The organism is Pseudomonas sp. 05N433 (genome assembly GCF_056396925.1).
This window is the reverse complement of record NZ_JBFTML010000018.1, coordinates 68394-93693: the sequence shown is the minus strand read 5'-3', so window position 1 is coordinate 93693 and position 25300 is coordinate 68394. Positions and strand designations below refer to the sequence as shown.

22 protein-coding genes are annotated in these 25300 nt (G+C 60.2%); 9 read left to right on the top strand and 13 right to left on the bottom strand.

Annotated elements, in window-relative coordinates; all coding sequences use genetic code 11:
• Positions 1 to 11 precede the first annotated feature (11 nt).
• Both AC1DIS_RS12425 and AC1DIS_RS12420 read right to left on the bottom strand, forming a co-directional pair.
• The gene (locus AC1DIS_RS12425) at positions 12 to 764 is read right to left on the bottom strand and encodes an anti-sigma factor family protein (RefSeq protein WP_064618867.1); all 753 of its coding nucleotides are present in this window, start codon (positions 762 to 764) and stop codon (positions 12 to 14) included.
• On the bottom strand, positions 761 to 1267 hold the full coding sequence (locus tag AC1DIS_RS12420) for an RNA polymerase sigma factor (RefSeq protein WP_086945058.1): 507 nt from the start codon (positions 1265 to 1267) through the stop codon (positions 761 to 763). Before AC1DIS_RS12420 ends, AC1DIS_RS12425 begins: the two co-directional genes overlap by 4 nt.
• A 295-nt stretch (positions 1268 to 1562) precedes the next feature.
• On the opposite strand from AC1DIS_RS12420, the gene AC1DIS_RS12415 reads away from it, so the two are divergent.
• The 5 genes from AC1DIS_RS12415 (at position 1563) to AC1DIS_RS12395 (ending at position 7034) form a co-directional block, all read left to right on the top strand.
• Complete coding sequence (locus AC1DIS_RS12415) at positions 1563 to 3125, top strand: amino acid adenylation domain-containing protein (RefSeq protein WP_477743723.1); 1563 nt, start codon at positions 1563 to 1565, stop codon at positions 3123 to 3125.
• On the top strand, positions 3122 to 4456 hold the full coding sequence (locus AC1DIS_RS12410) for a ferredoxin reductase domain-containing protein (protein ID WP_477743722.1): 1335 nt from the start codon (positions 3122 to 3124) through the stop codon (positions 4454 to 4456). Before AC1DIS_RS12415 ends, AC1DIS_RS12410 begins: the two co-directional genes overlap by 4 nt.
• A gap of 57 nt (positions 4457 to 4513) precedes the next feature.
• Positions 4514 to 5278: an enoyl-CoA hydratase-related protein gene (locus AC1DIS_RS12405; protein WP_309475730.1), complete on the top strand. Its 765-nt coding sequence runs from the start codon at positions 4514 to 4516 to the stop codon at positions 5276 to 5278.
• Positions 5279 to 5400: 122 nt separating this feature from the next.
• A complete protein-coding gene (locus AC1DIS_RS12400) occupies positions 5401 to 6492 on the top strand; it encodes a catalase family peroxidase (RefSeq protein WP_096479890.1) in 1092 nt (363 codons plus the stop codon).
• A complete protein-coding gene (locus tag AC1DIS_RS12395) occupies positions 6489 to 7034 on the top strand; it encodes a cytochrome b (protein ID WP_018925452.1) in 546 nt (181 codons plus the stop codon). The genes AC1DIS_RS12400 and AC1DIS_RS12395 overlap by 4 nt, the downstream gene beginning before the upstream one ends.
• Here the strand turns inward: AC1DIS_RS12395 and AC1DIS_RS12390 are convergent.
• Positions 6927 to 8258, bottom strand: a complete 1332-nt coding sequence (locus AC1DIS_RS12390; protein WP_477780898.1) for an MFS transporter — start codon at positions 8256 to 8258, stop codon at positions 6927 to 6929. The genes AC1DIS_RS12395 and AC1DIS_RS12390 overlap by 108 nt on opposite strands.
• 96 nt (positions 8259 to 8354) lie before the next feature.
• Here AC1DIS_RS12390 and AC1DIS_RS12385 point away from each other — a divergent pair, with 96 nt between their 5' ends.
• Positions 8355 to 8801 (top strand): winged helix-turn-helix transcriptional regulator, encoded by a 447-nt coding sequence (locus AC1DIS_RS12385; RefSeq protein WP_026286359.1) that lies wholly within the window; start codon positions 8355 to 8357, stop codon positions 8799 to 8801.
• 62 nt (positions 8802 to 8863) lie between these two features.
• On the opposite strand, the gene AC1DIS_RS12380 is transcribed toward AC1DIS_RS12385, so the two are convergent.
• Positions 8864 to 10015: a M14 family metallopeptidase gene (locus tag AC1DIS_RS12380; protein WP_477743720.1), complete on the bottom strand. Its 1152-nt coding sequence runs from the start codon at positions 10013 to 10015 to the stop codon at positions 8864 to 8866.
• A 486-nt stretch (positions 10016 to 10501) separates the two neighbouring features.
• Positions 10502 to 10843 (bottom strand): DUF6124 family protein, encoded by a 342-nt coding sequence (locus tag AC1DIS_RS12375; RefSeq protein ID WP_018925456.1) that lies wholly within the window; start codon positions 10841 to 10843, stop codon positions 10502 to 10504.
• 129 nt (positions 10844 to 10972) lie between these two features.
• Between AC1DIS_RS12375 and AC1DIS_RS12370 the strand changes: the two genes are divergently transcribed.
• Complete coding sequence (locus AC1DIS_RS12370) at positions 10973 to 11638, top strand: LexA family protein (protein WP_018925457.1); 666 nt, start codon at positions 10973 to 10975, stop codon at positions 11636 to 11638.
• 39 nt (positions 11639 to 11677) lie between these two features.
• On the opposite strand, the gene AC1DIS_RS12365 is transcribed toward AC1DIS_RS12370, so the two are convergent.
• The 4 genes from AC1DIS_RS12365 to AC1DIS_RS12350 are packed head-to-tail and all read right to left on the bottom strand — an operon-like array spanning position 11678 to position 17245.
• Positions 11678 to 13633, bottom strand: a complete 1956-nt coding sequence (locus tag AC1DIS_RS12365; RefSeq protein WP_477780897.1) for an acetyl/propionyl/methylcrotonyl-CoA carboxylase subunit alpha — start codon at positions 13631 to 13633, stop codon at positions 11678 to 11680.
• Positions 13633 to 14448 (bottom strand): gamma-carboxygeranoyl-CoA hydratase, encoded by an 816-nt coding sequence (locus AC1DIS_RS12360; RefSeq protein WP_007940935.1) that lies wholly within the window; start codon positions 14446 to 14448, stop codon positions 13633 to 13635. The genes AC1DIS_RS12365 and AC1DIS_RS12360 overlap by 1 nt, the downstream gene beginning before the upstream one ends.
• Positions 14449 to 14461: 13 nt before the next feature.
• The gene (locus tag AC1DIS_RS12355; protein ID WP_086945009.1) at positions 14462 to 16069 is read right to left on the bottom strand and encodes a carboxyl transferase domain-containing protein; all 1608 of its coding nucleotides are present in this window, start codon (positions 16067 to 16069) and stop codon (positions 14462 to 14464) included.
• Positions 16070 to 16081: 12 nt separating this feature from the next.
• The gene (locus tag AC1DIS_RS12350; protein WP_007940933.1) at positions 16082 to 17245 is read right to left on the bottom strand and encodes an isovaleryl-CoA dehydrogenase; all 1164 of its coding nucleotides are present in this window, start codon (positions 17243 to 17245) and stop codon (positions 16082 to 16084) included.
• A gap of 211 nt (positions 17246 to 17456) precedes the next feature.
• Here AC1DIS_RS12350 and AC1DIS_RS12345 point away from each other — a divergent pair, with 211 nt between their 5' ends.
• Positions 17457 to 19154, top strand: a complete 1698-nt coding sequence (locus AC1DIS_RS12345) for an AMP-binding protein (RefSeq protein ID WP_477743718.1) — start codon at positions 17457 to 17459, stop codon at positions 19152 to 19154.
• A gap of 611 nt (positions 19155 to 19765) precedes the next feature.
• Here AC1DIS_RS12345 and AC1DIS_RS12340 read toward each other — a convergent pair.
• The 3 genes from AC1DIS_RS12340 to AC1DIS_RS12330 all read right to left on the bottom strand — a co-directional run bounded on the left by AC1DIS_RS12340 (position 19766) and on the right by AC1DIS_RS12330 (position 22328).
• Positions 19766 to 20665: a hydroxymethylglutaryl-CoA lyase gene (locus AC1DIS_RS12340; RefSeq protein ID WP_018925461.1), complete on the bottom strand. Its 900-nt coding sequence runs from the start codon at positions 20663 to 20665 to the stop codon at positions 19766 to 19768.
• A gap of 129 nt (positions 20666 to 20794) precedes the next feature.
• Complete coding sequence (locus AC1DIS_RS12335; protein ID WP_007904077.1) at positions 20795 to 21193, bottom strand: MerR family transcriptional regulator; 399 nt, start codon at positions 21191 to 21193, stop codon at positions 20795 to 20797.
• 205 nt (positions 21194 to 21398) lie between these two features.
• Complete coding sequence (locus tag AC1DIS_RS12330; RefSeq protein WP_018925462.1) at positions 21399 to 22328, bottom strand: LysR family transcriptional regulator; 930 nt, start codon at positions 22326 to 22328, stop codon at positions 21399 to 21401.
• Positions 22329 to 22516: 188 nt separating this feature from the next.
• Between AC1DIS_RS12330 and AC1DIS_RS12325 the strand changes: the two genes are divergently transcribed.
• Positions 22517 to 23746 (top strand): acyl-CoA dehydrogenase, encoded by a 1230-nt coding sequence (locus AC1DIS_RS12325; RefSeq protein WP_477743717.1) that lies wholly within the window; start codon positions 22517 to 22519, stop codon positions 23744 to 23746.
• Positions 23747 to 23916: 170 nt separating this feature from the next.
• Here the strand turns inward: AC1DIS_RS12325 and AC1DIS_RS12320 are convergent, their stop codons facing one another.
• Positions 23917 to 25254 carry a substrate-binding domain-containing protein gene (locus AC1DIS_RS12320; protein ID WP_086945004.1) on the bottom strand — a complete coding sequence of 446 codons (1338 nt, stop codon included), beginning with the start codon at positions 25252 to 25254 and terminating at the stop codon, positions 23917 to 23919.
• Positions 25255 to 25300: the final 46 nt, after the last annotated feature.

Sequence of the window (25300 nt, the reverse complement as noted above, 5' to 3'; positions counted from 1 at the left end):
CACAACCCGGATCAGAACTTCAGTGTCTGCTTGAGTATCTGCGCCGCCGGTGTGTCACTCGGGCTGACCATCGCGTAGTTGTACCCGGCATCCGACCAATACTCGGCCTGCAGTTCGCCGTCGCTGCGGCTGCCGCGGGGCAGGAGGAAGTTTTTCGGTCCCGGCGGACGGACGTAAAAGCTGACTTTGTGGCCGCCCTGATCTTCGTAGACCACCATCGCTGCCGGCCCTTGTTCGGTACTGAGCAAACGGCCGCTGACCGGTTTGTAGCCTGCCCCCGCCAGGTTCGGCAGACGATGGGCCTGGCTGAAATAGCGGTCGAGCCAACCCTGCATGTCGCCATCGTCGCTGACTTGGTAATCCGCCGGCAGCATGCCTTGCTGGGCAATCAGTCGGTAGGCCTGCATCGCATCGGCCATCGGCAGTGGGGGGCTGACCAGAGTCATCTCCCGCGCGTGCCAACCGCCCAATCCGCCGACGCTGACCGCAATCAACAACATCGCGGCACTGGCCAGATGACGGCGGGACTGGCGTTTGAGGCGCTGGCGAATCAGCGCCGGGTCAAGTTGCGGGTTGGCCGGTTGCTGCAAGGCGCCGCTCAGGGCTGCGCGCAATTGTTGGGCGTCTTGCTGCCAGGCGCGTACTTGTGCGGCCACTTCGGCGTTGCCGGCCAGATAAATTTCCACTTGATGTCGGTCGGCATCGCTGAGTTGGTGATCGACGTAGGCGTGCAGGTCACGCTCGTTGGGAGGCAGGCTGATCATTTGAGTCTCCGCAGGGAAGGGCGGGTGATTTCGCCGTCGCTGAGCTGGCGCAAGGCCTGACGCGCGCGGGACAGGCGTGACATCACGGTGCCGATGGGGACGTCGAGAATCTCGGCGACCTCCTTGTAACTCAAGCCTTCCACCGATACCCAGAGCAGCAGCGCGCGCTGTTCGGTGTTGAGCTGATCGAAGGCTTGCAGGGTCGACTGGGCGATTACCGTGCGTTCTACCGAAGGCTGCGCATCGTCGCGCCCGGTAAAGAATTCGAGCATCCGCGCATACCGCCGGGAGCGGCGGTGGGCGTCGAGAAACTGCCGATAAAGAATCGAAAACAGCCAGGCCCGCAGGTCGCCCTCCGGACGTTTAGCGCTCCAATTCGACAGCGCTCGTTCCAGGCTTGCCTGCACCAGATCGTCGGCGCTGCTGGGGTTGCGCGTCAGCGATACGGCGAAGCGCCGCAGCCTGGGAATGATTTCACGCAATTGTCCGTCGATGTTGTTCATGGAAATGGCGTGTTCTCTGGCTGTGATGAATGGCACTGACAAGAAGGACGCCGGCCACTGTGGTTTATTCCTTCGTCGGGGAAAACCATTACTTATTTGTGTAGGAGATTTCTGAGGGGTTTGTAATCCATGTAATGGCATCGAACTTCGCGGCTCAACCCATGCAGCAAGCTCAGGCAGTCAGCCCAGCCTCTCACCAGGCTGCGCAGAACCACCCGTGCTTGAACGTAAATATTGAGCCTGAAGAGAATTTTTTAACATGCAAGAGTGCAAAATTTCCCTTGAGTCGGCATCGATGTGTTCGCTGCTTCCGGACAACAACACCCATGACGTGTGGCCGCGGTTCGGTCGTGGGCCGACGGTTGAGCCTGAGTATCTTCTGATCCATCACGCCATCGAGGCGCAAGCCGCCGCCAGACCTCAGGACATTGCCGCCCATTGTGAGGGCGAAGCCATCACCTACGGTGAACTGAACCGGCAGGCCAACCGACTGGCCACGCTGTTGCGTCAGCAGGGCGTCGCCCCGGGCGATCACGTGGCCTTGTTTGTGGAGCGTTCGATCCCGATGCTGGCGGGAATGTTGGCCGCATTGAAAGTGGGTGCTGCCTACATCCCTCAGCACGTAGGGATTACTCCCACCGCGCAATTGCGCCACATCATGGACGTGGCCTCGACGCGGGTGGTGCTGACACTGTCGAGCCTCGAGTCGCGAATTCCCCTGACGTCGCAGCAACACTGCATTTGCCTCGATGAGCTCATGGAGGTTGCGTCAACACCCGCTGATGACCTGAATGTGGCCAGTTCGCTGTCATCGACCCCGGACCGGTTGTGTTTCGTGCTGTTTACCTCCGGCACCACCGGCCTGCCCAATGGGGTTCGGGTGACCCACCGCAATGTGTGCAATATTTTGCTGACAGCCCCTGGCAATCTCGGCATGCGGCCTGGGCTCAAGGTCGGACAGATACTTAACATCGCCTTTGACATGGCGGCCTGGGAAATACTCGGGTGCCTGGCTCATGGTGCGACCTTGATGATCCGTGGCAAGGACATCGCCCAGACGGCCGAACAATGCGACGTGCTGATCGCTACACCTTCGATACTCGGCACACTCGATCCATTGCGTTGCCAGCAAGTCAAGGTCGTGGCCCTTGCCGGGGAGCCTTGCCCTCAGCCCCTGGCTGATCGCTGGTCCTCGTTCTGCACTTTTTACAATGCCTGCGGCCCGACCGAAACCACGATCGTCAACACCATGCAGCATTACAGGGGCGCAGGTGCATTGACGATCGGCAAACCCACGCCCAACAACACGGTGTACGTGCTGGATGAGGCGGGCCAGCTCTGTCAGGCGGGTGAGCAAGGTGAGATGTGGGCGGGCGGCGACTGTGTGACCGCCGGTTATTTGAGTAACCCGACGCTGACCGCCGAACGCTATCGGCCCGATCCGTTTCTGGGGCAGGGCCGGATGATGTTTCGCACACGTGATCTGGGGCGCTGGACAGCGAACGGCGAACTTGAACACCTGGGACGTGTCGATGATCAGGTCAAGGTCAGAGGGTTTCGGGTGGAGCTTGACTCTGTTTCTACGGTTCTGGAGTCATCTGATCGCTGCGAGCGGGCGGTCACGTTGAAACTCGACAGTCGCCATCTGGTGGCCTTCGTCTATCCCGTTACCACGGACATCGATGATGCAAGACGGCGCTGTGAAGAGCGGCTTGCCTACTATTGCGTCCCTTCGCTGATCCTCGCTGTGGAGCACATTCCGCTGACCTCACGCGGCAAGGTCGACAAACGCTTGCTGCTGGAGTGGGCGATGACGCACCAGGCCGACGCGACGACCCGGCAAGGGGTGGGCGCATGAAGGGGGGGAATCCGGATACCGCGCTGCCGGTCAAGCGCGTGCTGTGGCGGCGATTAGGGACGTTGCCGATATTCTCGCATTACAACCGCCTCGTAGCGCTGGTGCTTGCACTCAATATCGCGGCACTGGCGCATGGGTTGACCGCCGGGCAGTGGTGGACATCCACGGGGATAGTCCTTGAGGCGCTGTCGGGATTGGTGGTGGCGAATCTGTCGCTGGCGATTTTGATTCGCCAGCAATACATCATCAATCTGCTGTTCTGGCTGGCAACCCGGGCGCCCACTTCCTGGCCGCTTGCGATACGCCGCTCACTGGCCAAGGTTTACCACTTCGGCGGCTTGCACAGTGGCGGGGCGCTGGCGGCGATTGGCTGGTTCGCGGTGTTGATCGGCTCCCTGGCCTGGCATTGGACTGAAAGCTTGGGCGGCGTTTCCCTGGCGCTGCTCGGGGTGAGCGCCGGGTTGCTGGGGATCTTGCTGCTGGTGGCCGTCATGGCTCACCCGCGGATTCGCGGGCGTTTTCACAACGGCTTCGAGCGAATGCACCGCTTTGGTGGGTGGAGCGCACTTGCCCTGTTCTGGGTATGGAGCGTTCTGTTTACCCGGGACCAGAACCCGCAGGCCTCCGTGAGCGAGGCGCTGTCGACGTCGGTGGCATTCTGGATGCTGATTGTGCTGACGTTCAGCATCGCCTTGCCATGGTTTCGTCTGCGCAAAGTGCCGGTGCAACTGATCAGGCCTTCTTCTCATGCGGTAATAGCCCGTTTTGACCATGTCACGCCGTTTGCCGGCTCCTCCAACGCCATCAGTCTCAACCCGCTGATGGAGTGGCATTCCTTTGCCAATATTCCCGCACCGGGTGAAGCGGGTTTTCGCCTGATCATTTCCCGGGCAGGTGATTGGACCGGCGAGTTCATCGAGCAAATGCCGACGCATGTCTGGGTCAAAGGCATTACCACCGCTGGCGTGGCGCACATCGAAACCCTGTTCAAATCGGTGGTGTACATCGCCACGGGCAGCGGCATCGGCCCGGTGTTGCCCCATTTGTTGGCCAGGCAAGTACCCATACGGCTGGTCTGGTCGACCCGCAGCCCGCGAAAAACCTACGGTGACGAACTGGTGGAAGAGATCCTGCGGGCCAATCCTGATGCCTTGATCTGGGACACCGATGTGCTCGGCAAGCCAGACCTTGTGCAACTGGCTTATGACGCGGTTTGCTCGTTCGGTGCTGAGGCGGTGATCTGCATTTCGAACCAGACGCTCACCCAGCGAGTGGTTGAGGAAATGGAGGGGCGGGGCATTCCGGCGTATGGCGCAATCTGGGATTCCTGAAGTGTGCCAAGAGCGTTTTTTCATTCAAACATTTCACATCTATTTAATGAGATCACCATGCACACATTGATCGAACGTCATGATCGAGTCGTATTGATTCGTCTTAATCGGCCGCAGACCAGGAATGCTTTGAGTTCGGCCCTGATGCGCGAACTGCTGGACACCTTGCAACGGCTGGACCGCGACCCCGGAGTCGGCTGTTTCGTGATCACCGGGACAGCGGATTTTTTTGCGGCGGGTGCCGACATCAAGGAGATGTACGGAAAATCTTACCTGGACATGGTCCATGAGGATTATTTCGCCGATTGGGAAGCCTTTGCCGCGTTGCGTACGCCCAAGCTGGCCGCTGTTGCCGGTTATGCATACGGTGGCGGCTGTGAGTTGGCCATGATGTGCGATCTGATCTTTGCTGCCGATAACGCTCGTTTTGGCCAACCGGAAATCAGGTTGGGGGTGATGCCTGGAATGGGCGGGACCCAACGTCTCACGCGCCTGATCGGCAAGTCGAAGGCCATGGACATGATTTTGACTGGACGCTCGATGTCGGCCGAAGAGGCCGAGCGGGCAGGATTGGTGTCGCGGGTCATCGTTGCCAGCGATCTGCTGGAGCAATCCTTGGCCGCAGCGCAGATCATTGCCGGTTTCGCCAAAACCGCCACACTGGCTGCGCGAGAAGCAGTGGACCGGGCACTGGAGTCAGGATTGCGCGATGGCCTTCTTTTCGAGCGAAGAGTGTTTCATGGTTTGTTTGCCACGCAGGGGCAACAGGAAGGTATGCAGGCTTTTTTGCAGAAGCGTGAGCCGAGTTTTAACCCGGTTTGACCAACCTTGAGGATTCGTCGCTAGCGGTGCTTTGAAAGAAACTACAGTTCAGGGGGAATAATCCTACGTGACGTTCGTCTCATAGCTCTTTCCCCCTGTGGCCTATGGCCCCGGAGACTTTCATGGTTGATCGCTCATCTACAACAGGGCCGTCTCGGCCGCCCCTGAGCACCGCGAGCCTGACGTTGCGCCTGACCGGCATTGCCGTGGTGGTCGCCGCGCTGGCCGGGGCTTTTGCCTACGTCAACGGCACACTCGACCCACAGCGCCTGACGCCGAAAGCGTTGATCAATGTGCTGGAGAAAAACAACGGCGTGCACCCGGGGTTCCGTCGTAACCACGCCAAAGGGGTGTGCGTTATCGGGCATTTCGAGAGCAGCGGCCAGGTGCGCGAGTATTCCAGCGCCCAAGTGTTCAATGAAGCGCGGACCCCGGTGGTCGGGCGTTTCGCGCTGCCTGCCGGCAACCCTTACGCACCGGACAACAGCGTGCCGATCCGCAGCCTGGCGTTGCGCTTTACCCAGGCCAACGGTCAGCAGTGGCGCACCGGGATGAACAGCATGCCGGTGTTCCCGGTGGGCACGCCCGAGGCGTTCTATCAGCTGCAACAGGCGCAGTCACCGGACCCGGCCACCGGCAAACCGAATCCTGCGGCGGTGCCGGCGTTCTTCGGTTCTCACCCGGAAGCCGCGCCGTTTCTTGCCTGGATCAAGACTGCCAAACCTTCTGCCAGTTATGCGACCGAGACGTATAACAGCGTCAATGCGTTTTACCTGGTGAACGCAGCGGGGCAGCGGCAAGCGGTGCGTTGGAGCATGACCCCGGTTGCTCAGGATGCGGCGGGCGCGACGGCACCGGAGGGCGCTGACTTTCTGGAGAAGGATCTGGTTCAGCGTTTGTCCGCCGGACCGCTGCGTTGGCAGTTGAACATCACCCTGGCGAACTCTGGGGACCCGGTCAACGACGCGAGCAAGGCCTGGCCCGGCGACCGAAAAGTTGTGAACGCCGGCACTCTGGTGCTCGAAAGCACCCAGCCACAACTCAATGGCGAGTGCCGTGACATCAACTACGACCCACTGGTATTGCCCAGCGGTATCGAAGGCTCCGACGACCCGCTGCTCGCCGCTCGTTCAGCGGGCTATGCCAATTCCTATCTGCGTCGCACCAGCGAAGTGAATCAGTTGCCCAACGCCAAGCAGGAGGCTCATCAATGAGCGCTCAACCGAACCATTTCGCTCCCCTGGCGCGGCTGCTGCATTGGCTGATGGCGCTGATGATCATCGCGATGCTGTTCATCGGCGCCGGCATGGTGGCCTCGGTGTCCGAGCGTCACGAGTGGCTGATCCACCTGCACAAACCGTTGGGCATCGCCATTCTGCTGTTGGTGGTCGTGCGTCTGGCCGTGCGTTTTTCGACCCGGCAACCACCGCTGCCGGCGGACTTGCCGGGTTGGCAAGTGCTCGCGGCGAAGGCTTCGCATGTCTTGCTGTACGCCTTGATGCTGATTTTGCCGCTGCTGGGCTGGGCGATGATTTCGGCGGCTGGCGATCCGGTGATGCTCAGCAGCTCGTTGCAACTGCCGTCGATCCTGCCGGCGAATGCGCAGGTGTTTGCATTCCTGCGCAAGGCACATAGGTATCTGGCGTATCTACTGTTCCTGACCGTGCTGCTGCACCTGGCGGCGGCGTTGTTTCACGGTTGGGTGCGCCGCGATGAGGTACTGGACAGCATGTTGCGGGGCAGGGACCGTGGGTGAGTCGGGGGACTGCCGATAACTGTGGCGAGGGGGCTTGCCACAGGTGTTGGGTGTTTTGGCGGCGAGCGTCAGCCACCAATAGATCAACGCTACGACGCTGATGCCCGCACCCAGCCAGCACACCGCGATCCAGCCGGCCCAGGCATACATCGCCGTCGAACCGATAGAGCCCAAGGCGCTGCCGATCGAATAGAACAGCATGTAGCCGGCGGTGAGTCGGCTTTGCGCTTCGGGGCGCACGCTGTAGATCATGCTCTGGCTGGTGACATGGACGGCCTGCAAACCCAGATCCAGCGTAATCACCCCGAGCAGCAGCGCCCACAGCGAGGATTGAGTGAGGGCGATGGGCAGCCATGAGGCGAGYATCAGCAACAACGACAGTCCGCTGGTCCATTGACCCAGGCCACGATCGGCCAGATGCCCGGCGCGAGCAGCGGCCAGTGCGCCGGCAGCCCCGGCCAGCCCGAACAGTCCGATTTCGGTGTGGGACAGTGAAAGCGGCGGGGCGCTCAACGGCAATACCAAAGGGGTCCACAGCACCATGGCACTGGCGAACGTCAGCAGGGCAAGGATGGCCCGTTGACGCAACACCGGTTCTTCCTTGAACAACGTGAAGACTGAGCCGATCAACGCGCCGTAAGCGCTATCCGGTCGCGCGTCTTCGTGCCTGGGCAGCACACGAAACAACAGCAGCGCCATCACCAGGGTCAACCCGGCGGACAGCAGATAAATCGAACGCCAACCAGCCAGGTCGGCCATGCCGCCGGCCACCGTTCGTGCCAATAGAATGCCGACGACAATGCCGCTGGTGATCACGCCTACCACACGTCCACGTTGCGCCGGGATGGCCAGCGTCGCGGCGTAGGCCACCAGGACTTGCGTAACGACCGCCAGTAACCCGGTCAGCGCCATGCCGAGCAACAGCCAGGTGCTGCTCGGGGCTAACGCAATCATCAACAAGGCCAGTGCCGACAGCAGGGTTTGCAAGACGATCAATCGGCGGCGGTTGAGCAGATCCCCCAGAGGGACCAGCAACAACAGGCCCACGCCATAACCGATCTGAGTGAGGGTGATGATGATACCGATGGTTGCCGGGTCCATGGCGAAGGCTTCGGCCATGGCATCGAGCAATGGTTGTGCGTAATACACATTGCCGACGGCCAGGCCGCAGGCGACGGCAAACAGCAGCACCACGGCGCCGCTTAACGGGTGGTCAGGTTTCATCACAGGCTTCCTTGTGTGGTTGCAATATAAAACCAGTTGTACGGTAAGGATTCTGGTTTTATATTGCAACCACATTGGTTGCCGGCGGACGCGGTCATGGTTAAACGTACAAGCATGGAAGGCGCCGAATGCCCGGTCGCTCGTTCACTGGATGCGATTGGGGATTGGTGGTCGCTATTGATCGTGCGCGATGCGTTCGATGGCCTGCGACGCTTCGGTGAGTTCCAGCGCAATCTCGGCATGGCCAAGAACATTCTTTCGGCACGCCTGCGCACATTGGTGGCCCACGGGATTTTCGATCTGGTGCCGGCGTCGGATGGCAGCGCGTATCAGGAATATGTGCTGACGGAGAAGGGCCAGGGCTTGTTCCCGTTAATCATCGGGTTGCGGCAGTGGGGCGAGGCGTTTTTCTATGAGGCGGGGGAGGCGCATTCGCAGGTTGTCGATCGTGAGAACGGTCGACCGGTGCGGCCGCTGGAATTGCGCGCCGAGGATGGGCGGCTGTTGGGGCCCCAGGATTGTGTGCGGATCCCGGCTGAGTAAAACATCAAAAAATCGCCGCCTTGCAGGAGCTGCGAAGGCTGCGATCTTTTGTCCAAGGGTGATCAGCGCAAGGTATCGACCATGTCGGCAATGGTCGTCAGCACATCCTTGCCCAACTGCTTCGAACGCTTACCAGACCAGCCGGTCAGCGCATTCGGCGCGTCGTTGTTGTCCTTGAAGGGCATTTCAATGGTAAAGGACAGGCAGTCGAACTTCTGACCGACGCTGTTGCAGGCCAGGGTCATGTTGGCTTTGCCCGGTTCGTCGCGGGTGTAGCCGTGTTTGGTCTGAAAGTCCTTGGTCAGGTGCTTCAGAAGGCTGCGGAAGCGCTCTTCGAGTTTTTCGATCCGCGGTGTATAGCCGGGGTTGCCTTCGCAACCGGCGGTGAACACGTAGGGAATTTCTTCATCGCCATGGATGTCGAGGAACAGGTCGACGCCGTATTTTTCCATTTGCTGCTGAACGAACAGCACTTCCGGGCTGATTTCCTGGCTGGCGTTCTGCCAGGCGCGATTCAGGTCCTGGCCCATGGCATTGGTGCGCAAATGACCGTGGAAGGCGCCGTCCGGGTTCATGTTCGGCACCAGGTACAGGTCGGCGCTGGCCAGGAGCTTATTCAGCACCGGGTCGTCGTGTTTTTCCAGGCGTTCGATCACGCCTTCCATGAACCATTCGGCCATGTGTTCGCCGGGGTGTTGCTGGGCGATGATCCAGACCTTGCGCTGGCCTTCGGCGCCAGTCCCTTTGCGCAACAGCTGGATGTCACGACCCTCAACGCTCTTGCCGGTGGCCAACAGTTCGGTGCCGGCCTTGGTCAGTGCCTGTTCGATCAGCCAGTCGTGACGGCCACGGCTATAGGGTTCGAAGTAGGCGAACCAGGCATGGGTGGCAGTGGCTTCAAGGCTGAAACGCAGGCAGTCGCCTTCGAAGATGGTCGGCACCCGGAACCAGTTGACGTGGTCGTAGGACGCCACCGCCTGATAACCATCCCAGGCCTTGTTGTATGAGGATTTGCTGGCGTTGTTCAGACGAAACCAATGCTCCTGACCCACATGCAGGCCGCTGGCCTTGAAATGGAACCACTGGAAATGCTGGCTGCGAGTGTCTGGCCTGATGGCCAGCAATGCTTGCAGAGGATTGCTGATGTCCAGCACATCAATGTTGCCGCTGTCGAAGTTAGCGCTGATGTCGAAAGAAGATTTAGCCCCGGCCATAATCATTTCCTGAATACGATTTTTATGGCTGCTACTTTACACGCAAGAGGGGGAGAAACCGGGGGGAAATTACGGGGGGGTAAAAGGGGGGGCGTCCTCCTTGACGCCGATGCAGCTTAGAGACTGCGCAATTGATTCTCAAGTGCTATTTTTCGTTAGTTTGGCCCAGTGCTGCCGGGCTTCTCTTGGCAGTAGATATTCTTTTGATATCATCCGCGCCAATCGAATTTTGCAGCACCTACAGACTTCATTAGCCTGAAGCCAAAGCCAGCCTGACTGGCAAAAAAAGACCCGGCAAAAAGCCGGGTCAAAAACCGTGATTAGCCTGATGAGGAGATAGTCCAGGAGTCCGACCTAAGGTCTCTTGGTCTATCGACTGATCTCGCGACCAGTTGATGCAATAATAATCATTATCATTTGCAAGTCAAATGTTTCTACCTGCGCGATTGGAAAAATTTTCCTGTCCTCCTCCAATGCGCTCCCGCCTCAATTGTTCTGATTGCCCTCCAGGGCCCGTTCGACCATCGCCTTGGCCATGTCGATCATGTGCACCGTCGAAAACGCCAGATCCCGGCTTGCGCCCTGCAGTTGGTTGGCTGACTCATGCGCGGTGGCAACGGCGCACCGCAGCAGATCCGAAGCATGGACCAGCGCCTCTTCGCTGCTGATGTTACGGTTCACATCAAAGAAACGTTCTTCGCTGGCTACTTCTGACACAGCTGGTTTCAAGTAATAGTCCAGTGCGCGCTGCGCCGCGGCAGAGCCTTTTGGCGAGGTGAGGCTGGTGTCGATTTGCATATCGGGCAAGGTATTGCTGGGGATGGTCATGACGATGGCGAGCTCCGTGAGAAATTCAAATCCGTGAGCCCAGCTTAGTACTTACTGTATTTGTGTCTTCAGTTTTAATACTACAATTTGTGTTTTGATGGTCGGAGTACCCCACGTATCGTGCCGCACATGGATAAATGGATTGAATTGGTCAAGGCCAAAATGAGTGAACTCAAAGTCACTCAGGAAATACTCGCCGAGCGCATCGGGATGTCCCAGGGTGGCGTCGGCCACTGGCTCAATAAACGTCGTCAGCCCGGCATCGCAGAGATGAATCGTGTCTTGCGGGCGCTCGGCATGGACTATCTGGAAGTGGCGATGGTGATCAGGGAGCCGCTGCCCTCAGAGGATGAGGAGATCTCCCTGGCGCAAAAGTACAACCCGTACTTTCGCTACCCGGTCAGTGACTGGCGGGAAACCGGGGAGGTGCGCGACGGCGAGCTATCGACCTACGGTACTTCGCTGGCTGTCAGCAAGCCACGTTTCGAGCTGTCCGATTACCACGCACAGGGCGCGGCGTTCTGGCTGGTGGTGGTCGGCGACGCGATGACCGCCCCTACGGGAGCGAGCATTGCCGAGGGCATGCTGATTCTGGTCGACCCGGCGATCGTGCCGGAGCCTGGCAAACTGGTGATCGCCCAATGGCCCGGCAGCGCCGAGGCGGTCTTTCGCAAACTGATCGAAGAGGGCGGGCAGCGTTACCTGGTCCCGCTCAATCCGACGTATCCGAAAGCCCTTTACACCGAGGAATGCCGAATCATCGGCGTGGTGGTTCAGGCGACTGCCAAATTCTAATCGGATCGGTCCTCGCAACGCGTAGGACCGATCTTCATTTCACGCTTGCTCCAACTCCACCAACGCACTGCCTTCGYTGACCATYTCGCCTTCCTGGCAATACAACGCCTTGATTACCCCGGTGTGGGGCGCGCGAATGCTGTGCTCCATCTTCATCGCTTCCAGCACCACCAGTTGCGCCCCGGCTTCGACCGTTTGCCCGGCCTCCACCAACACCCGCACGATGCTGCCGTTCATGGGCGCGGTAAGCCCGCCTTGATGGCTGTGACTGGCTTCGACGGCGCCGATCGGGTCATACGACTCGATGCGGCGCAGCTCGCCGTCCCATTGCAGATACAGCGCATCGCCACGGCGGATGGCCCGGTGCTGGCGGCGCAAACCGCTGTGCTCGGTCAGCAGGTATTCACCCTTGAGCCGTGCGGTATGCGCGTCGGCATCGCCCAGGGTCAGCGCCCGGTCTTGCCCTTCGCAACTCAAATGCAGGGTGATTTCTGTCGGCAACCCGGCACGGAAACCATTGTTGAAGGCCCACGGCGAACTCGGATCATCGGCGCGCAACACAGCCGGCTGACTTTGCGCAAACGCCTGGGCCGCCGCTTGCCAGAACTCATCACTGAGCGGCGAAGGTGCTGGCAGCAGTTGCTCCTGATAACGCGGAATGAACCCGGTATCCAGTTCGGCGGCGGCAAACGCCGGGTGGCCGATGATCCGGTGCAGGAAGTTGATGTTGGTCTTCAGCCCGCCAATGGCAAACTCCTCGAGCATGCTCAGCAATCGCAGCCGCGCCTGTTCACGGTCTTCGCCCCAGGCAATCAGCTTGCCAAGCATCGGGTCGTAGAACGGCGAAATCTCGTCGCCTTCTTCGACGCCACTGTCCACACGACGCCCCGGCCCTTCGGCGGATTCGCGGTACAACGYCAGGCGCCCGGTGGCCGGCAGAAAATCGTTGCCCGGGTCTTCGGCGTACAACCGCACTTCGATCGCATGGCCGATCAGCGGCACCTGATCCTGTGTCATCGGCAGCGCTTCGCCGCGGGCTACACGAATTTGCCAGGCCACCAGGTCGAGGCCGGTAATGGCCTCGGTCACCGGGTGTTCGACTTGCAGGCGCGTGTTCATTTCCATGAAGAAGAACTCACCGCGCGCATCCAGCAAAAACTCCACGGTGCCGGCGCCCACATAGCCGATCGCTTGAGCCGAGCGTACGGCGGCTTCGCCCATGGCCCGACGCAATTGCGGGGTCAGGCCTGGAGCGGGTGCTTCTTCGACGACTTTCTGATGACGACGCTGAATCGAGCAGTCACGCTCGTTGAGGTACAGACAATTGCCATGCTGGTCGGCGAACACCTGGATTTCCACGTGACGTGGCTTGAGCAGGTATTTCTCGACCAACATCCGCGAATCGCCGAACGACGATTGTGCTTCACGCTGCGCCGAGGCCAGGGCTTCGGCCAGTTGGCTGACGTCCTCGACCACTTTCATGCCCTTACCGCCGCCGCCCGCCGTGGCCTTGAGCAACACCGGATAACCGATGCGTTCGCAGGCATCGCGGAAGGTGTCGAGGTCTTGGGCTTCGCCGTGATAGCCGGGCACCAGCGGCACACCGGCGGTTTCCATCAAGGCTTTGGCCGCAGACTTGCTGCCCATGGCGTCGATGGCCGAGGCGGGCGGGCCGAGGAAAATCAGGCCCGCCGCCTCGATCGCCCGGGCGAAACCGGCGTTTTCCGAGAGAAAACCATAACCGGGATGAATTGCCTGAGCACCGCTGGCTTTCGCGGCGGCGATCAGTTTGTCGATTTGCAGGTAACTGTCGGCGGCTTTGCTGCCGCCCAGGTCGACGCGGATTTCCGCTTCGCGGCTGTGCCGGGCGTCACGGTCGGTGGCGCTGTGCACGGCCACAGTGGTCAGGCCCAGAGCCTTGGCGGTGCGCATCACCCGGCAGGCGATTTCGCCACGGTTGGCCACCAGCAGGGTGGTGAGAACAGGTGCGCTCATCAACGCGGCTCCTTGAGGGTGATTTCGGCTTGCCAGGTGGGCGAACGTTTTTGCAGGAAGGCGCGCAGGCCTTCCTGGCCTTCCGGGCTGACGCGAATTCGGGCGATGGCATTCTCGGTGTAGCGGCGCAGCGCCGGAGTCAGCGCGCCGTTGCCGACTTCACGCAGCAGATCCTTGCTGGCGCGCATGGCTGCCGGGCTGTTGAGCAGTAGATTGTCGATCCACTGATCGACTTTCTGCTCCAGCTCAGCCATCGGATAGCTCTCTGACAACAGGCCGATTTCCCGAGCCCGTTGCCCGCCGAAACGTTCGGCAGTCAAGGCATAACGCCGCGCCGCACGCTCGCCAATGGCTTGCACCACGAACGGGCTGATGACCGCTGGCGCCAGGCCGATGCGCACTTCCGACAGGCAGAACTGCGCGTCGTCGGCGCCAATCGCCATGTCRCAGCAACTGATCAGGCCCAGTGCACCGCCAAATGCCGCGCCTTGCACCACGGCCAGCGTCGGGACTTTCAGTTTGGCGAGGTTGTACATCAACTCCGCCAGTTCCCGTGCGTCATCAAGATTGGTGTGGTAATCGAGTTCGGCCGATTGCTGCATCCAGGCCAGATCGGCACCGGCGCTGAAATGCTTGCCGCGCCCACGGATCAGCAGAAAACGCAGGCTGGCGTCGCTCGACACTTTATCCAGCGCGAGGATCAGTTCGCGGATCATTTCGGCGTTGAACGCGTTGTTCTTTTCTTCTCGGCTGAGCCACAGGGTGGCAAAACCACGGGGATCGGTCTGCAGCTCAAGGGTATTGAAGTCGCTCATGGTTTTCTCCAGATCACATCCGGAACACGCCGAAGCGGCTCGGTTCGATGGGTGCGTTCAGCGACGCCGACAAGGCCAGGGCCAACACGTCGCGGGTCTGCGCCGGGTCAATGACGCCGTCGTCCCACAGCCGGGCGCTGGAGTAGTAGGGGTGCCCCTGTTCTTCGTACTGATCGAGGATCGGTTGCTTGATTTCGGCTTCCTGCTCGGCGCTGAAACGATGCCCGCTGCGCTCGGTTTGCTCGCGCTTGACCTGCACCAGCACACCCGCCGCCTGTTCGGCGCCCATCACGCCGATTCGCGCGTTCGGCCACATCCACAGGAAGCGTGGATCGTAGGCCCGGCCACACATGCCGTAGTTACCGGCGCCGAAGCTGCCGCCGATGATCACGGTGAATTTCGGCACCTTGGCACAAGCCACGGCGGTCACCAATTTCGCGCCGTGCTTGGCGATGCCGCCGGCCTCGTATTTCTGGCCGACCATGAACCCGGTGATGTTCTGCAGAAACAGCAACGGAATGCCGCGCTGGCAGGCCAGTTCGATGAAATGCGCGCCTTTCTGTGCGGCCTCGGCGAAGAGGATGCCGTTGTTGGCGAGGATCGCGATCGGGTAGCCGTGCAGGTGGGCGAAGCCGCACACCAAAGTCGTCCCGAACAGCGCCTTGAACTCATCGAACGCCGAGCCGTCCACCAGTCGTGAGATCACTTCGCGCACATCGAACGGTTGCTTGGCGTCGGCCGAGACCACGCCGTACAACTCGTCGCTGCTATACAGCGGCGCGATCGGCGTACGTTGTTGCAGTTCGCCGAGCTTGCGCCAGTTGAGGTTGGCCACGCTGCGCCGGGCCAATGCCAGGGCATGTTCATCGCTTTCGGCGTAGTGGTCGGCGACCCCGGAAATCTTGCAGTGCACATCGGCCCCGCCGAGGTCTTCGGCGCTGACCACTTCACCGGTCGCGGCTTTCACCAGCGGTGGGCCAGCGAGGAAGATGGTRGCCTGCTGACGAACCATGATCGCCTCGTCGGCCATCGCCGGAACGTAGGCGCCCCCGGCGGTGCAAGAGCCCATGACCACCGCAATTTGCGGAATGCCCATGGCGCTCATGTTGGCCTGGTTGAAGAAGATCCGCCCGAAGTGTTCGCGGTCCGGGAACACTTCATCCTGGCGCGGCAGGTTGGCGCCACCGGAGTCCACCAGATAAATGCACGGCAGGCGATTCTGCTGGGCGATGGTCTGTGCGCGTAGGTGTTTTTTAACGGTCAGCGGGTAGTACGAGCCACCTTTCACGGTGGCATCGTTGGCGACGATCATGCATTCGACGCCTTCCACCCGGCCGATCCCGGCAATCACGCCAGCGGCGGGAACGTCTTCGCCGTACACCGCGTAGGCCGCCAGTTGGCTGATCTCGAGAAACGGCGAACCCGGATCGAGCAGGCGATTGATCCGCTCACGGGGTAGCAGTTTGCCCCGCGAGGTGTGACGTTCTTGCGCCTTCGGGCCACCACCTTGCTGCACTTGCGCGAGCAGGGTGTGCAGGGCGTCGACCTGTTTGAGCATCGCCGCGCTGTTAGCCGCGAACTCTGCCGAACGGGGGTTGAGCTGGGTATGCAGGATAGCCATGGACAGCTCCGTTTAGCGGGTTTCGTTGAACAGTTCGCGACCGATCAGCATGCGACGGATCTCACTGGTGCCGGCGCCGATTTCATACAGCTTGGCGTCACGCAGCAGACGACCGGCCGGGAATTCGTTGATGTAGCCGTTGCCGCCGAGAATCTGGATCGCGTCGAGGGCCATTTGCGTGGCGCGCTCGGCACTGTAGAGGATCACCCCGGCAGCGTCCTTGCGAGTGGTTTCGCCACGTTCGCAGGCCTGCGCCACGGCATACAGGTAAGCGCGGCTGGCATTGAGTTGGGTGTACATGTCGGCGACTTTGCCCTGGATCAGCTGGAATTCGCCGATGCTCTGGCCGAACTGTTTGCGGTCATGGATGTACGGCACGATCAGGTCCATGCAGGCCTGCATGATCCCGGTCGGGCCACCGGAAAGCACCACGCGCTCGTAGTCGAGGCCGCTCATCAGCACTTTCACGCCGCCATTGAGTACGCCGAGGATGTTTTCTTCCGGCACTTCGACGTCATCGAAGAACAGCTCGCAGGTGTTCGAGCCACGCATGCCGAGCTTGTCGAATTTGTTGCTGCGGCTGAAACCTTTCCAGTCGCGCTCGACGATGAACGCGGTGATGCCATGCGGGCCTTTTTCCAGGTCGGTCTTGGCGTAGATCACGTAGGTGTTGGCGTCAGGACCGTTGGTGATCCAGGTCTTGCTGCCGTTGAGTACGTAGTGATCGCCGCGTTTGTCGGCGCGCAGCTTCATCGAGACCACGTCGGAACCGGCGTTCGGCTCGCTCATGGCCAGGGCACCGATGTGCTCGCCGCTGATCAGTTTCGGCAGGTATTTGCTTTTCTGTTCGTGAGTGCCGTTGCGGTTGATCTGGTTGACGCAGAGGTTGGAGTGCGCGCCGTAGGACAGGGCGACCGAGGCCGAACCGCGGCTGATTTCTTCCATGGCGACCACGTGCGCCAGGTAACCCAGGCCGGCGCCGCCGTACTCTTCCGGCACGGTGATGCCCAGCAGGCCCATGTCGCCGAATTTACGCCACAGGTCGGCCGGGAACAGGTTGTCGATGTCGATCTGAGCGGCGCGCGGGGCGATCTCTTTGGCGACGAAGGACTGAACCTGATCGCGCAGCATGTCGATGGTTTCACCGAGGGCAAAGTTCAGGGATGGGTAGCTCATGGGGCACCTTTTGGCTTTTTTGTAGGGTGGGGAGGGCAGTGATTCAACTCTCACCTTTACGTTAACGTAAGCCTGTGACGAATGGCTGTCAATCACCCTTTACGTTAACGTCAACTTGAGCGAGAGTAGAGCCAGTTCTGAAAGACCTGCGTCGCCTTATGTGGCTTGCCACACAAGCCTCGCTCCTACAATAAAGACAATAGGGGTCGTCATGGATCAACCCAGTGCAAGCCCGCAGCGCAGCTATACCCGTGGTTCCCAGGACAAAGCCTTGCTGGCGATGACCATCGGCCAGGCGTTTGATAACACCGTCGCGCAATACCCGAACGGGGAGGCGCTGGTCGTGCGCCACCAACAGCTGCGTTACACCTGGCAGCAGCTGTCGGATGCTGTTGATCTGCACGCCAGAGCATTCCTGGCGCTGGGTTTGCAAACCGGTGACCGGCTCGGCATCTGGGCCCCGAACTGCGCCCAGTGGTGCATCAGCCAGTTCGCCAGTGCGAAAATCGGCGTGATCCTGGTCAACATCAACCCGGCTTATCGCAGTTCGGAACTCGAATACGTATTGAAGCAATCCGGCTGCCAATGGCTGGTTTGCGCCGGGGCCTTCAAGACCTCCGACTATCACGGCATGCTGCAAGGGTTGGTACCGGAATTGGCGGAGCAATCCATCGGCCGCTTGCAGAGCGAACGCCTGCCGGAACTGCGTGGGGTCATCAGCCTGGACGCGCAGCCACCCTCGGGTTTCCTGCCGTGGTCGCAATTGGCCGATCTGGCAGCCAGTGTGTCGATCGAGCCATTGCACGAACGCCAGGACAGCCTGCATTTCGACCAGGCGGTGAACATCCAGTACACCTCCGGCACCACCGGTTTCCCCAAGGGCGCGACCCTCAGCCACTACAACATTCTCAACAACGGTTACATGGTCGGCGAAAGCCTCGGCCTGACCGCCGATGATCGGCTGGTGATTCCGGTGCCGCTGTATCACTGCTTCGGCATGGTCATGGGCAACCTCGGCTGCGTCACCCACGGCAGCACCATGATTTACCCCAACGATGCCTTCGATCCGCTGTTGACCCTGACCACCGTCGCCGAAGAAAAAGCCACCGCGCTTTATGGCGTGCCGACCATGTTCATCGCCATGCTCGATCAGCCCAAGCGCGCCGAATTTGATTTGTCGAGCCTGCGCACCGGGATCATGGCCGGGGCGACGTGTCCGATCGAGGTGATGCGTCGGGTTATCGGCGAAATGCACATGAGCGAAGTGCAGATTGCCTACGGCATGACGGAAACCAGCCCCGTGTCTTTGCAGACCGGTCCGTCGGACGACCTGGAATTGCGCGTCACCACGGTCGGCCGCACCCAGCCGCAACTGGAAAGCAAGATCATCGACGAGGCGGGCAATCTGGTGCCACGCGGCACCATTGGCGAGCTGTGCACTCGGGGTTACAGCGTGATGCTTGGCTACTGGAAGAACCCGCAAGCCACCGCCGAGGCTATCGATGACGCTGGCTGGATGCACACCGGCGATCTGGCGAGCATGAACGACGAAGGCCACGTGTGCATCGCCGGGCGTAACAAGGACATGATCATTCGCGGCGGTGAGAATATTTACCCGCGCGAACTTGAAGAGTTCTTCTTCACCCACCCGGCGGTTGCCGATGTGCAGGTGATCGGCGTTCCTTGCTCCCGGTATGGCGAAGAGATTGTCGCCTGGATCAAATTTCATCCCGGCCACAGCGCCACCGAACAGGAGTTGCAGGCCTGGTGCAAGGAGCGTATCGCGCACTTCAAGACGCCGCGTTACTTCAAGTTCGTCGAGGAGTTTCCGATGACCGTGACCGGCAAGATCCAGAAGTTTCGGATGCGCGAGATCAGCATCGAGGAGCTGCGCAGCAAAAACGCCTGACACATAACCAGTGTGGGGGCGAGCCTGCTTCCACATGTGGGTCGAGAAAAATAGAAAGACAAGAAAGCACAAAGGGGAGCCGAAGCTCCCCTTTAATTTTGTCGTTACGTGCTCTTTTTTTATTATTGAGGGGCGGTCTGTTGTTGTTTTTGGCAACCGTGGCCCTTTACCGCTGTTTTTGTCGATCCCCATCCGGGATCAAGAGCAAACGTATTTTTTTGAGCGCTGATCTACTTTTTCGCCAAGCGATCCAACCAGTTCGGGAGCTACCTGAAGGTAGTTTTATTGTTCTCTGCCCGGTTGCGGGTTACTCCGAAAAGCACCCTGAAAAGCACACCTTCTCCAAAAAAATCTGTTAGCTGCGTCTCTGCCGTGTTGTTCTTGTTATGTCAGAGTCGTTACGTCTTATTTTTATTGGTTTGCAGCTTTTTATTCTTGTTATGCCATAGAGATAGCAGAAGCCATGCCAACTTTGAAAAGTCCTTTAAAATCAATGATTTGATTTTTTGTGAGATTTTTCACCCGTACCAAACCTGACAATTTGTTTCCGTGTTACTCGTTTTCGCCCCACGTGCCAGAACACGCGGTAACACCCGGACACATCCACACTGTCACTGTGCGCTGCGAGCCTTGGCCACGCGAGAACCGGTAGGGCGCCCCAGCACCGCGCAAATCTGCTGGCCGGCGCGAATCAAGGCGTCCAGGTCGATCCCGGTCTCGATGCCCAGGCCGTTGAGCAGGTAAACCACGTCTTCGGTGGCGACGTTACCGCTGGCGCCCTTGGCGTACGGGCAGCCGCCAAGGCCGGCGATGGAGCTGTCGAATACCGAAATGCCTTCCAGCAGGCTGGCGTAGATATTGGCCATGGCCTGGCCATAGGTGTCGTGGAAGTGCCCGGCCAGTTTTTCCCGTGGCACGTCGGCCGAAACCACTTCAAACATCTTGCGGGTCGCGCCAGCGGTGCCGGTGCCGATGGTGTCTCCCAGCGAAACCTCGTAGCAGCCCATCGCATAGAGCTCGCGAGCGACCCGGGCGACTTGTGCAGGCTTGACATCACCCTCATAAGGGCAGCCCAGCACACAGGACACGTAACCGCGCACGCTGACGCCGTGTTGTTTGGCGGCGTCCATGATCGGCACGAAGCGCTCCAGGCTCTCGCTGATCGAGCAATTGATATTACGCTGGGAGAACGCTTCGGACGCTGCGGCGAACACCGCGACTTCCTTGACCCCGGCGGCGATAGCGTCTTCAAAGCCCCGCAGGTTGGGGGCGAGGGCGCCATAGGTCACCCCTGGTTTGCGCTGGATCTGCGCGAAGACCTCGGCGGAACCGGCCATTTGCGGCACCCATTTGGGCGAGACGAAACTGCCGACTTCTATATAGCCGAGGCCAGCGGCGGTGAGCGCATCGACCAGTTGCACCTTGTCCGCGACGCTGATGGGTTGGGCTTCGTTTTGCAGACCGTCGCGGGGGCCGACTTCGACCAGGCGTACGTGGGTGGGGAGGGACATGGGAATCGACCTGTTGAGATTGTATGAATGTTCACAGAGCCCTGTAGGAGCTGAGCTTGCTCGCGAAAGCGTCAGGTCAGTCGACATCCATGTTGAAGGACATACCGCTTTCGCGAGCAAGCTCAGCTCCTACACGAGCTGCTGGCTCTTGATCGTCTGCTCCAGCGCCTGGGTGCAGCGCTCCTCGGCTGTGTCGAGTTCCAGCTTCATCTGTTCGATGTCCAGCAGTTGCTGCTCGAGTTGTTCCCGACGCTCGGCAATTTTCGCCAGCATGCTGTGCAATTGCTTGGTGTTACCGCTGGAGGGGTCGTAGAGCTCGATCAGCTCGCGGCATTCGGCCAGGGAAAAACCAATGCGCTTGCCCCGCAGGATCAGCTTCAGACTGACCTTGTCACGGGGCGAATAAATGCGTTCCTGACCGCGACGCTCGGGGCTGAGCAGGCCTTGCTCTTCATAGAAGCGAATGGCCCGGGTGGTGATGTCGAGCTCGCGGGCGAGGTCGGAAATGCTATAGGTCTGGCTGCTCATGGAAGCGCTCGAAAAAGGTCATGGCGCTAAGCTAATGTCAGGTTGACGTTTACGTCAAGGGGCATGAATTGTCTGTGTAGTGACGGGCCTCTTCGCGGGCAAGCCTCGCTCCTACAGGTTTGGTGTCGATCATTTAATCGTGGTTCGACGCTAACCTTGTAGGAGCGAGGCTTGCCCGCGAAGAACGATGACGCGGATTAACGTCCTACACCGTATCCAGCTTCTTCTCGTGCGCCGTGACCTGCTGGCACAACTCGATCATCTGCTCGCGCATCCAGCGGTTGGCCGGGTCCTGGTCGGTGCTTTCGTGCCAGTAGAGGTGGGTTTCCACCGGCGGAACTTCTTTGACCGGCAGGTTCACCGAGTACAAATCATGGCGACGGGCGAAGCGTTCAGGCACGGTCATGACCATGTCGGTCTGCTGTAACACCTGGGACGCCATCAGGTAATGCTGGGAGCGCAGGGCGATCTTGCGCTGGATGCCCATTTTGCCCAGGGCCAGGTCGACATAGCCCAGGCCGCTGCGGCGGCTGGAGATATGGATGTGGGTCAGGGACAGGTAATCGTCGAGGGTGAATTTCTCTTTGCCCGCCAGCGGATGGCCCTTGCGCATGGCGCACACATAACGGTCTTCCATCAACTTGACGTGGCGCACCTGCGGGTCGGTGTTGAGCGGCGCATCCACCGCGAAATCCAGGCGCCCGGCCGCCAGTTCCTTGGTGGTTTCGCGGCGTTTGGACAGGAAACTTTCGATGATCACCGTCGGCGCCAGGCGGCGCAGGCGCTGGAACAATGGTGGGAGGATCACCGCTTCGGTGAGGTCGGTCATGCTGATGCGGTAGGTCTTGACCGCCTGCAACGGGTTGAAGATGCGGCTTTCCTGCACCGACACCCGCAGCAGGGAGAGGGCGTTACGCACGGGGCCGATGATGTTCTGCGCCATCGGTGTGGGCACCATGCCCTGGGCGGTGCGCACGAAAAGCGGGTCGTTGAAGGTTTCGCGCAGGCGGGCCAGAGCGTTCGACACCGCCGGTTGAGTAATGCCGACGATCTGCCCGGCGCGGGTCAGGTTGGCTTCGGTGTAGATCGCGTCGAAGACGATGAAAAGGTTGAGGTCGACCTTGCTCAGATTCATGCGCTGCACTCTTGTTATCAGGGGCGTCTTGATCGGACCCGAGGGCCTTGGCAATCAGCCGATCATATATCGGTGATGAATGTTAATACACGCCGAGAATAGGTTAGGTAAATTTTCGTAGCTGTTCTAGCATCGATTGCATGACCTGAACAACTCCTCTGAACCCCTGATTAAAAGGTAGAGCTGCCATGGATTTCGCTTATTCGCCCAAGGTCCAGGAACTGCGTGAGCGCGTGACTGCGTTCATGGACACCTACGTTTATCCCGCCGAAGCGGTGTTCGAACGCCAGGTCGCCGAGGGCGATCGCTGGCAGCCGACGGCGATCATGGAAGAACTCAAACTCAAGGCCAAGGCCGAAGGCCTGTGGAATTTGTTTCTGCCTGAGTCTGAACTGGGTGCCGGCCTGACCAACCTCGAATACGCGCCATTGGCGGAAATCATGGGTCGCTCATTGCTGGGCCCTGAGCCGTTCAACTGCTCGGCGCCCGACACCGGCAACATGGAAGTGCTGGTGCGTTACGCCAACGAAGAGCAGAAGCAATGCTGGCTCGAACCGCTGTTGCGCGGCGAGATCCGCTCGGCGTTCGCCATGACCGAGCCGGACGTGGCCTCGTCCGACGCCACCAACATGGCTGCCCGTGCCGTGCGTGATGGCGATGAGTGGGTGATCAACGGCAAGAAATGGTGGACTTCAGGGGCCTGCGATCCGCGCTGCAAGATCCTGATCTTCATGGGCCTGAGCAATCCGGATGCACCACGCCACGCTCAGCACTCGATGATTCTGGTGCCGGTGGATACGCCGGGCGTGAAGATTGTGCGTCCGCTGCCGGTGTTCGGTTACGACGACGCGCCTCACGGCCACGCCGAAGTGCTATTCGAGAACGTCCGGGTGCCGTACGAAAACGTCCTGTTGGGCGAAGGACGCGGCTTCGAAATCGCCCAGGGTCGCCTCGGCCCGGGCCGGATTCACCACTGCATGCGTTCGATCGGCATGGCTGAACGTGCGCTGGAGCTGATGTGCAAACGGGCGGTCAACCGCACTGCATTCGGTAAACCTCTGGCGCGTCTGGGCGGCAACATTGACAAAATCGCCGACTCGCGGATGGAGATCGACATGGCGCGACTGCTGACGTTGAAAGCGGCGTACATGATGGACGCCGTCGGCAACAAAGTGGCGAAGAGCGAGATCGCGCAGATCAAAGTGGTTGCACCGAACGTGGCGTTACGGGTGATCGACCGGGCGATCCAGATCCATGGCGGGGCAGGGGTGTCCAACGATTTCCCGCTGGCCTACATGTATGCCATGCAACGCACCCTGCGCCTGGCCGACGGCCCGGACGAAGTGCACCGCGCGGCGATTGGCAAGTTCGAGATCGGCAAGTACGTGCCTAAGGAAATGATGCGCAGCGGGCACTGAGACCTGTGGCGAGGGGGCTTGCCCCCGTTCGGCTGCGCAGCAGTCGTAAATTGTACACCGCGTCTTTCCAGGAAAAATGCGGTGGCCGGTTTGAGGCCCGCTTCGCAGTCCAACGGGGGCAAGCCCCCTCGCCACAGTAGGCCCCCAAGCCACAATGTTTGGTGCTTACTTCAATACACCCAAACCTCAACCCGCCGATTCTTGATCCGCCCTTCATCCCCGCTGTTGGCCGCCACCGGCATCTCGGCGCCAAAACCGCGAATTTCGCGAAACACCACGCCGCTTTTCACCAGTTCTCGCCGCACCGCCATGGCCCGCAGTTTCGACAGCAGGTCGGCCCGCGCGGGGTCGCTCTTGGCATCGCCAAACCCTACCAGCGTCACCTGCCGATTGGCTTTGTCGTGCTGCCTTATATAGTCGAGCACCCGCGACAGGTCCTGGCGGGCCTTGTTGTCCAGCGTCGCGCTGCCTTCTTCGAAACGAAAATTCACCGTCAGCCGCTGGGCATGCCGACTGAGTGCCTGATAACCCTCGGGCATCAGCGCATTCGGTGTGACCGCCATGGCCTGAACGGTCTGCGCGATAAAACCGTTAGCCGCGACAATCGCCTGGCCTTTGCTGCTTTGGGCGAACTTGACCAAGGCCTTGGCCCAGGGATTTTTCCCGTTCGGCGGCAGGTAAAAGAACAGCCGACGGGACAGCGGGTAATCTTCCGTCGCGATCAGGCTATTGAGCGGCAGCATGGCCTGGGAGTCACCATCGACAATGGCCGCGGCTTTGGCCTGGCGCACATAAGGCAAACCGATGAAGCCGATGGCTTGCGGGTCCAGACTCACCGCGTCGGACAATTGCTCACTGGATTCGAAGCGTTTCGCGTTGCCGCTCAGCATTTTCCCACGCGGGCTGAGGACCAACTCCTTGAACGTGTCGTAGGTGCCCGATTGGTCATCCCGCGCGTAGAGATGAATCGTCCCACCGGTGCCGCCGAGCTCTTCCCAGGTTTTCGTTTCGCCGCTGAAAATTCGCGCCAGTTGCTCGGTGTTGAGCTGCTTCAGCGGATTGTGCGGATGAAGGATGATGGCCAGCCCGTCGATGGCGATGACTTGTTCGGCAACCGGGCTTTTCAGGTCGCCCAGCGGTTCGAGATCCAGTCGTTCGCTGTCCTTGATCGGCCGTGACGAGGCCGCAAGATCGGCGGAGGCGATTTTCAGGGCTTTGAATCCGGTGCTGGAACCGTGGGCCGCGACTTCCACCTCCACTCGGCGGCCCTGAGCGGTTTCTCCGACGATGCGTTGTTCGTTGGCTTTGTCCGGGGCTTCGCGGTGCACCTTGAGCAGGCCCTGTTCATGCATCAACCCCTCGACCAGCGCCGGCCCCAACGCCGCGCCAATGGTGTTGGAACCCTGGATGCGCAGCACCGGGCCGCGTTCGGGCGTCGGCAGATCACCGGCCGATACTGTCAACGGCAGCACGGCGCCGAGCAGCAGGAACAACACGCGCAGGGACATGCCGGCACCTTAATAAGCCAAAGAAAGTGCCGGGAGAATAAGTCAG

What these genes read in the sequence shown, in the direction of transcription:
- AC1DIS_RS12380 (WP_477743720.1), bottom strand. Translation starts at nt 10,015, where the DNA reads ATGGCCGGGGCTAAATCTTCTTTCGACATCAGCGCTAACTTCGACAGC.
- AC1DIS_RS12335 (WP_007904077.1), bottom strand. Translation starts at nt 21,193, where the DNA reads ATGAGCAGCCAGACCTATAGCATTTCCGACCTCGCCCGCGAGCTCGAC.
- AC1DIS_RS12420 (WP_086945058.1), bottom strand. Translation starts at nt 1,267, where the DNA reads ATGAACAACATCGACGGACAATTGCGTGAAATCATTCCCAGGCTGCGG.
- AC1DIS_RS12385 (WP_026286359.1), top strand. Translation starts at nt 8,355, where the DNA reads ATGGTTAAACGTACAAGCATGGAAGGCGCCGAATGCCCGGTCGCTCGT.
- AC1DIS_RS12375 (WP_018925456.1), bottom strand. Translation starts at nt 10,843, where the DNA reads ATGACCATCCCCAGCAATACCTTGCCCGATATGCAAATCGACACCAGC.
- AC1DIS_RS12325 (WP_477743717.1), top strand. Translation starts at nt 22,517, where the DNA reads ATGGATTTCGCTTATTCGCCCAAGGTCCAGGAACTGCGTGAGCGCGTG.
- AC1DIS_RS12340 (WP_018925461.1), bottom strand. Translation starts at nt 20,665, where the DNA reads ATGTCCCTCCCCACCCACGTACGCCTGGTCGAAGTCGGCCCCCGCGAC.
- AC1DIS_RS12345 (WP_477743718.1), top strand. Translation starts at nt 17,457, where the DNA reads ATGGATCAACCCAGTGCAAGCCCGCAGCGCAGCTATACCCGTGGTTCC.
- AC1DIS_RS12415 (WP_477743723.1), top strand. Translation starts at nt 1,563, where the DNA reads ATGTGTTCGCTGCTTCCGGACAACAACACCCATGACGTGTGGCCGCGG.
- AC1DIS_RS12400 (WP_096479890.1), top strand. Translation starts at nt 5,401, where the DNA reads ATGGTTGATCGCTCATCTACAACAGGGCCGTCTCGGCCGCCCCTGAGC.
- AC1DIS_RS12425 (WP_064618867.1), bottom strand. Translation starts at nt 764, where the DNA reads ATGATCAGCCTGCCTCCCAACGAGCGTGACCTGCACGCCTACGTCGAT.
- AC1DIS_RS12410 (WP_477743722.1), top strand. Translation starts at nt 3,122, where the DNA reads ATGAAGGGGGGGAATCCGGATACCGCGCTGCCGGTCAAGCGCGTGCTG.
- AC1DIS_RS12395 (WP_018925452.1), top strand. Translation starts at nt 6,489, where the DNA reads ATGAGCGCTCAACCGAACCATTTCGCTCCCCTGGCGCGGCTGCTGCAT.
- AC1DIS_RS12370 (WP_018925457.1), top strand. Translation starts at nt 10,973, where the DNA reads ATGGATAAATGGATTGAATTGGTCAAGGCCAAAATGAGTGAACTCAAA.
- AC1DIS_RS12405 (WP_309475730.1), top strand. Translation starts at nt 4,514, where the DNA reads ATGCACACATTGATCGAACGTCATGATCGAGTCGTATTGATTCGTCTT.
- AC1DIS_RS12350 (WP_007940933.1), bottom strand. Translation starts at nt 17,245, where the DNA reads ATGAGCTACCCATCCCTGAACTTTGCCCTCGGTGAAACCATCGACATG.
- AC1DIS_RS12330 (WP_018925462.1), bottom strand. Translation starts at nt 22,328, where the DNA reads ATGAATCTGAGCAAGGTCGACCTCAACCTTTTCATCGTCTTCGACGCG.
- AC1DIS_RS12320 (WP_086945004.1), bottom strand. Translation starts at nt 25,254, where the DNA reads ATGTCCCTGCGCGTGTTGTTCCTGCTGCTCGGCGCCGTGCTGCCGTTG.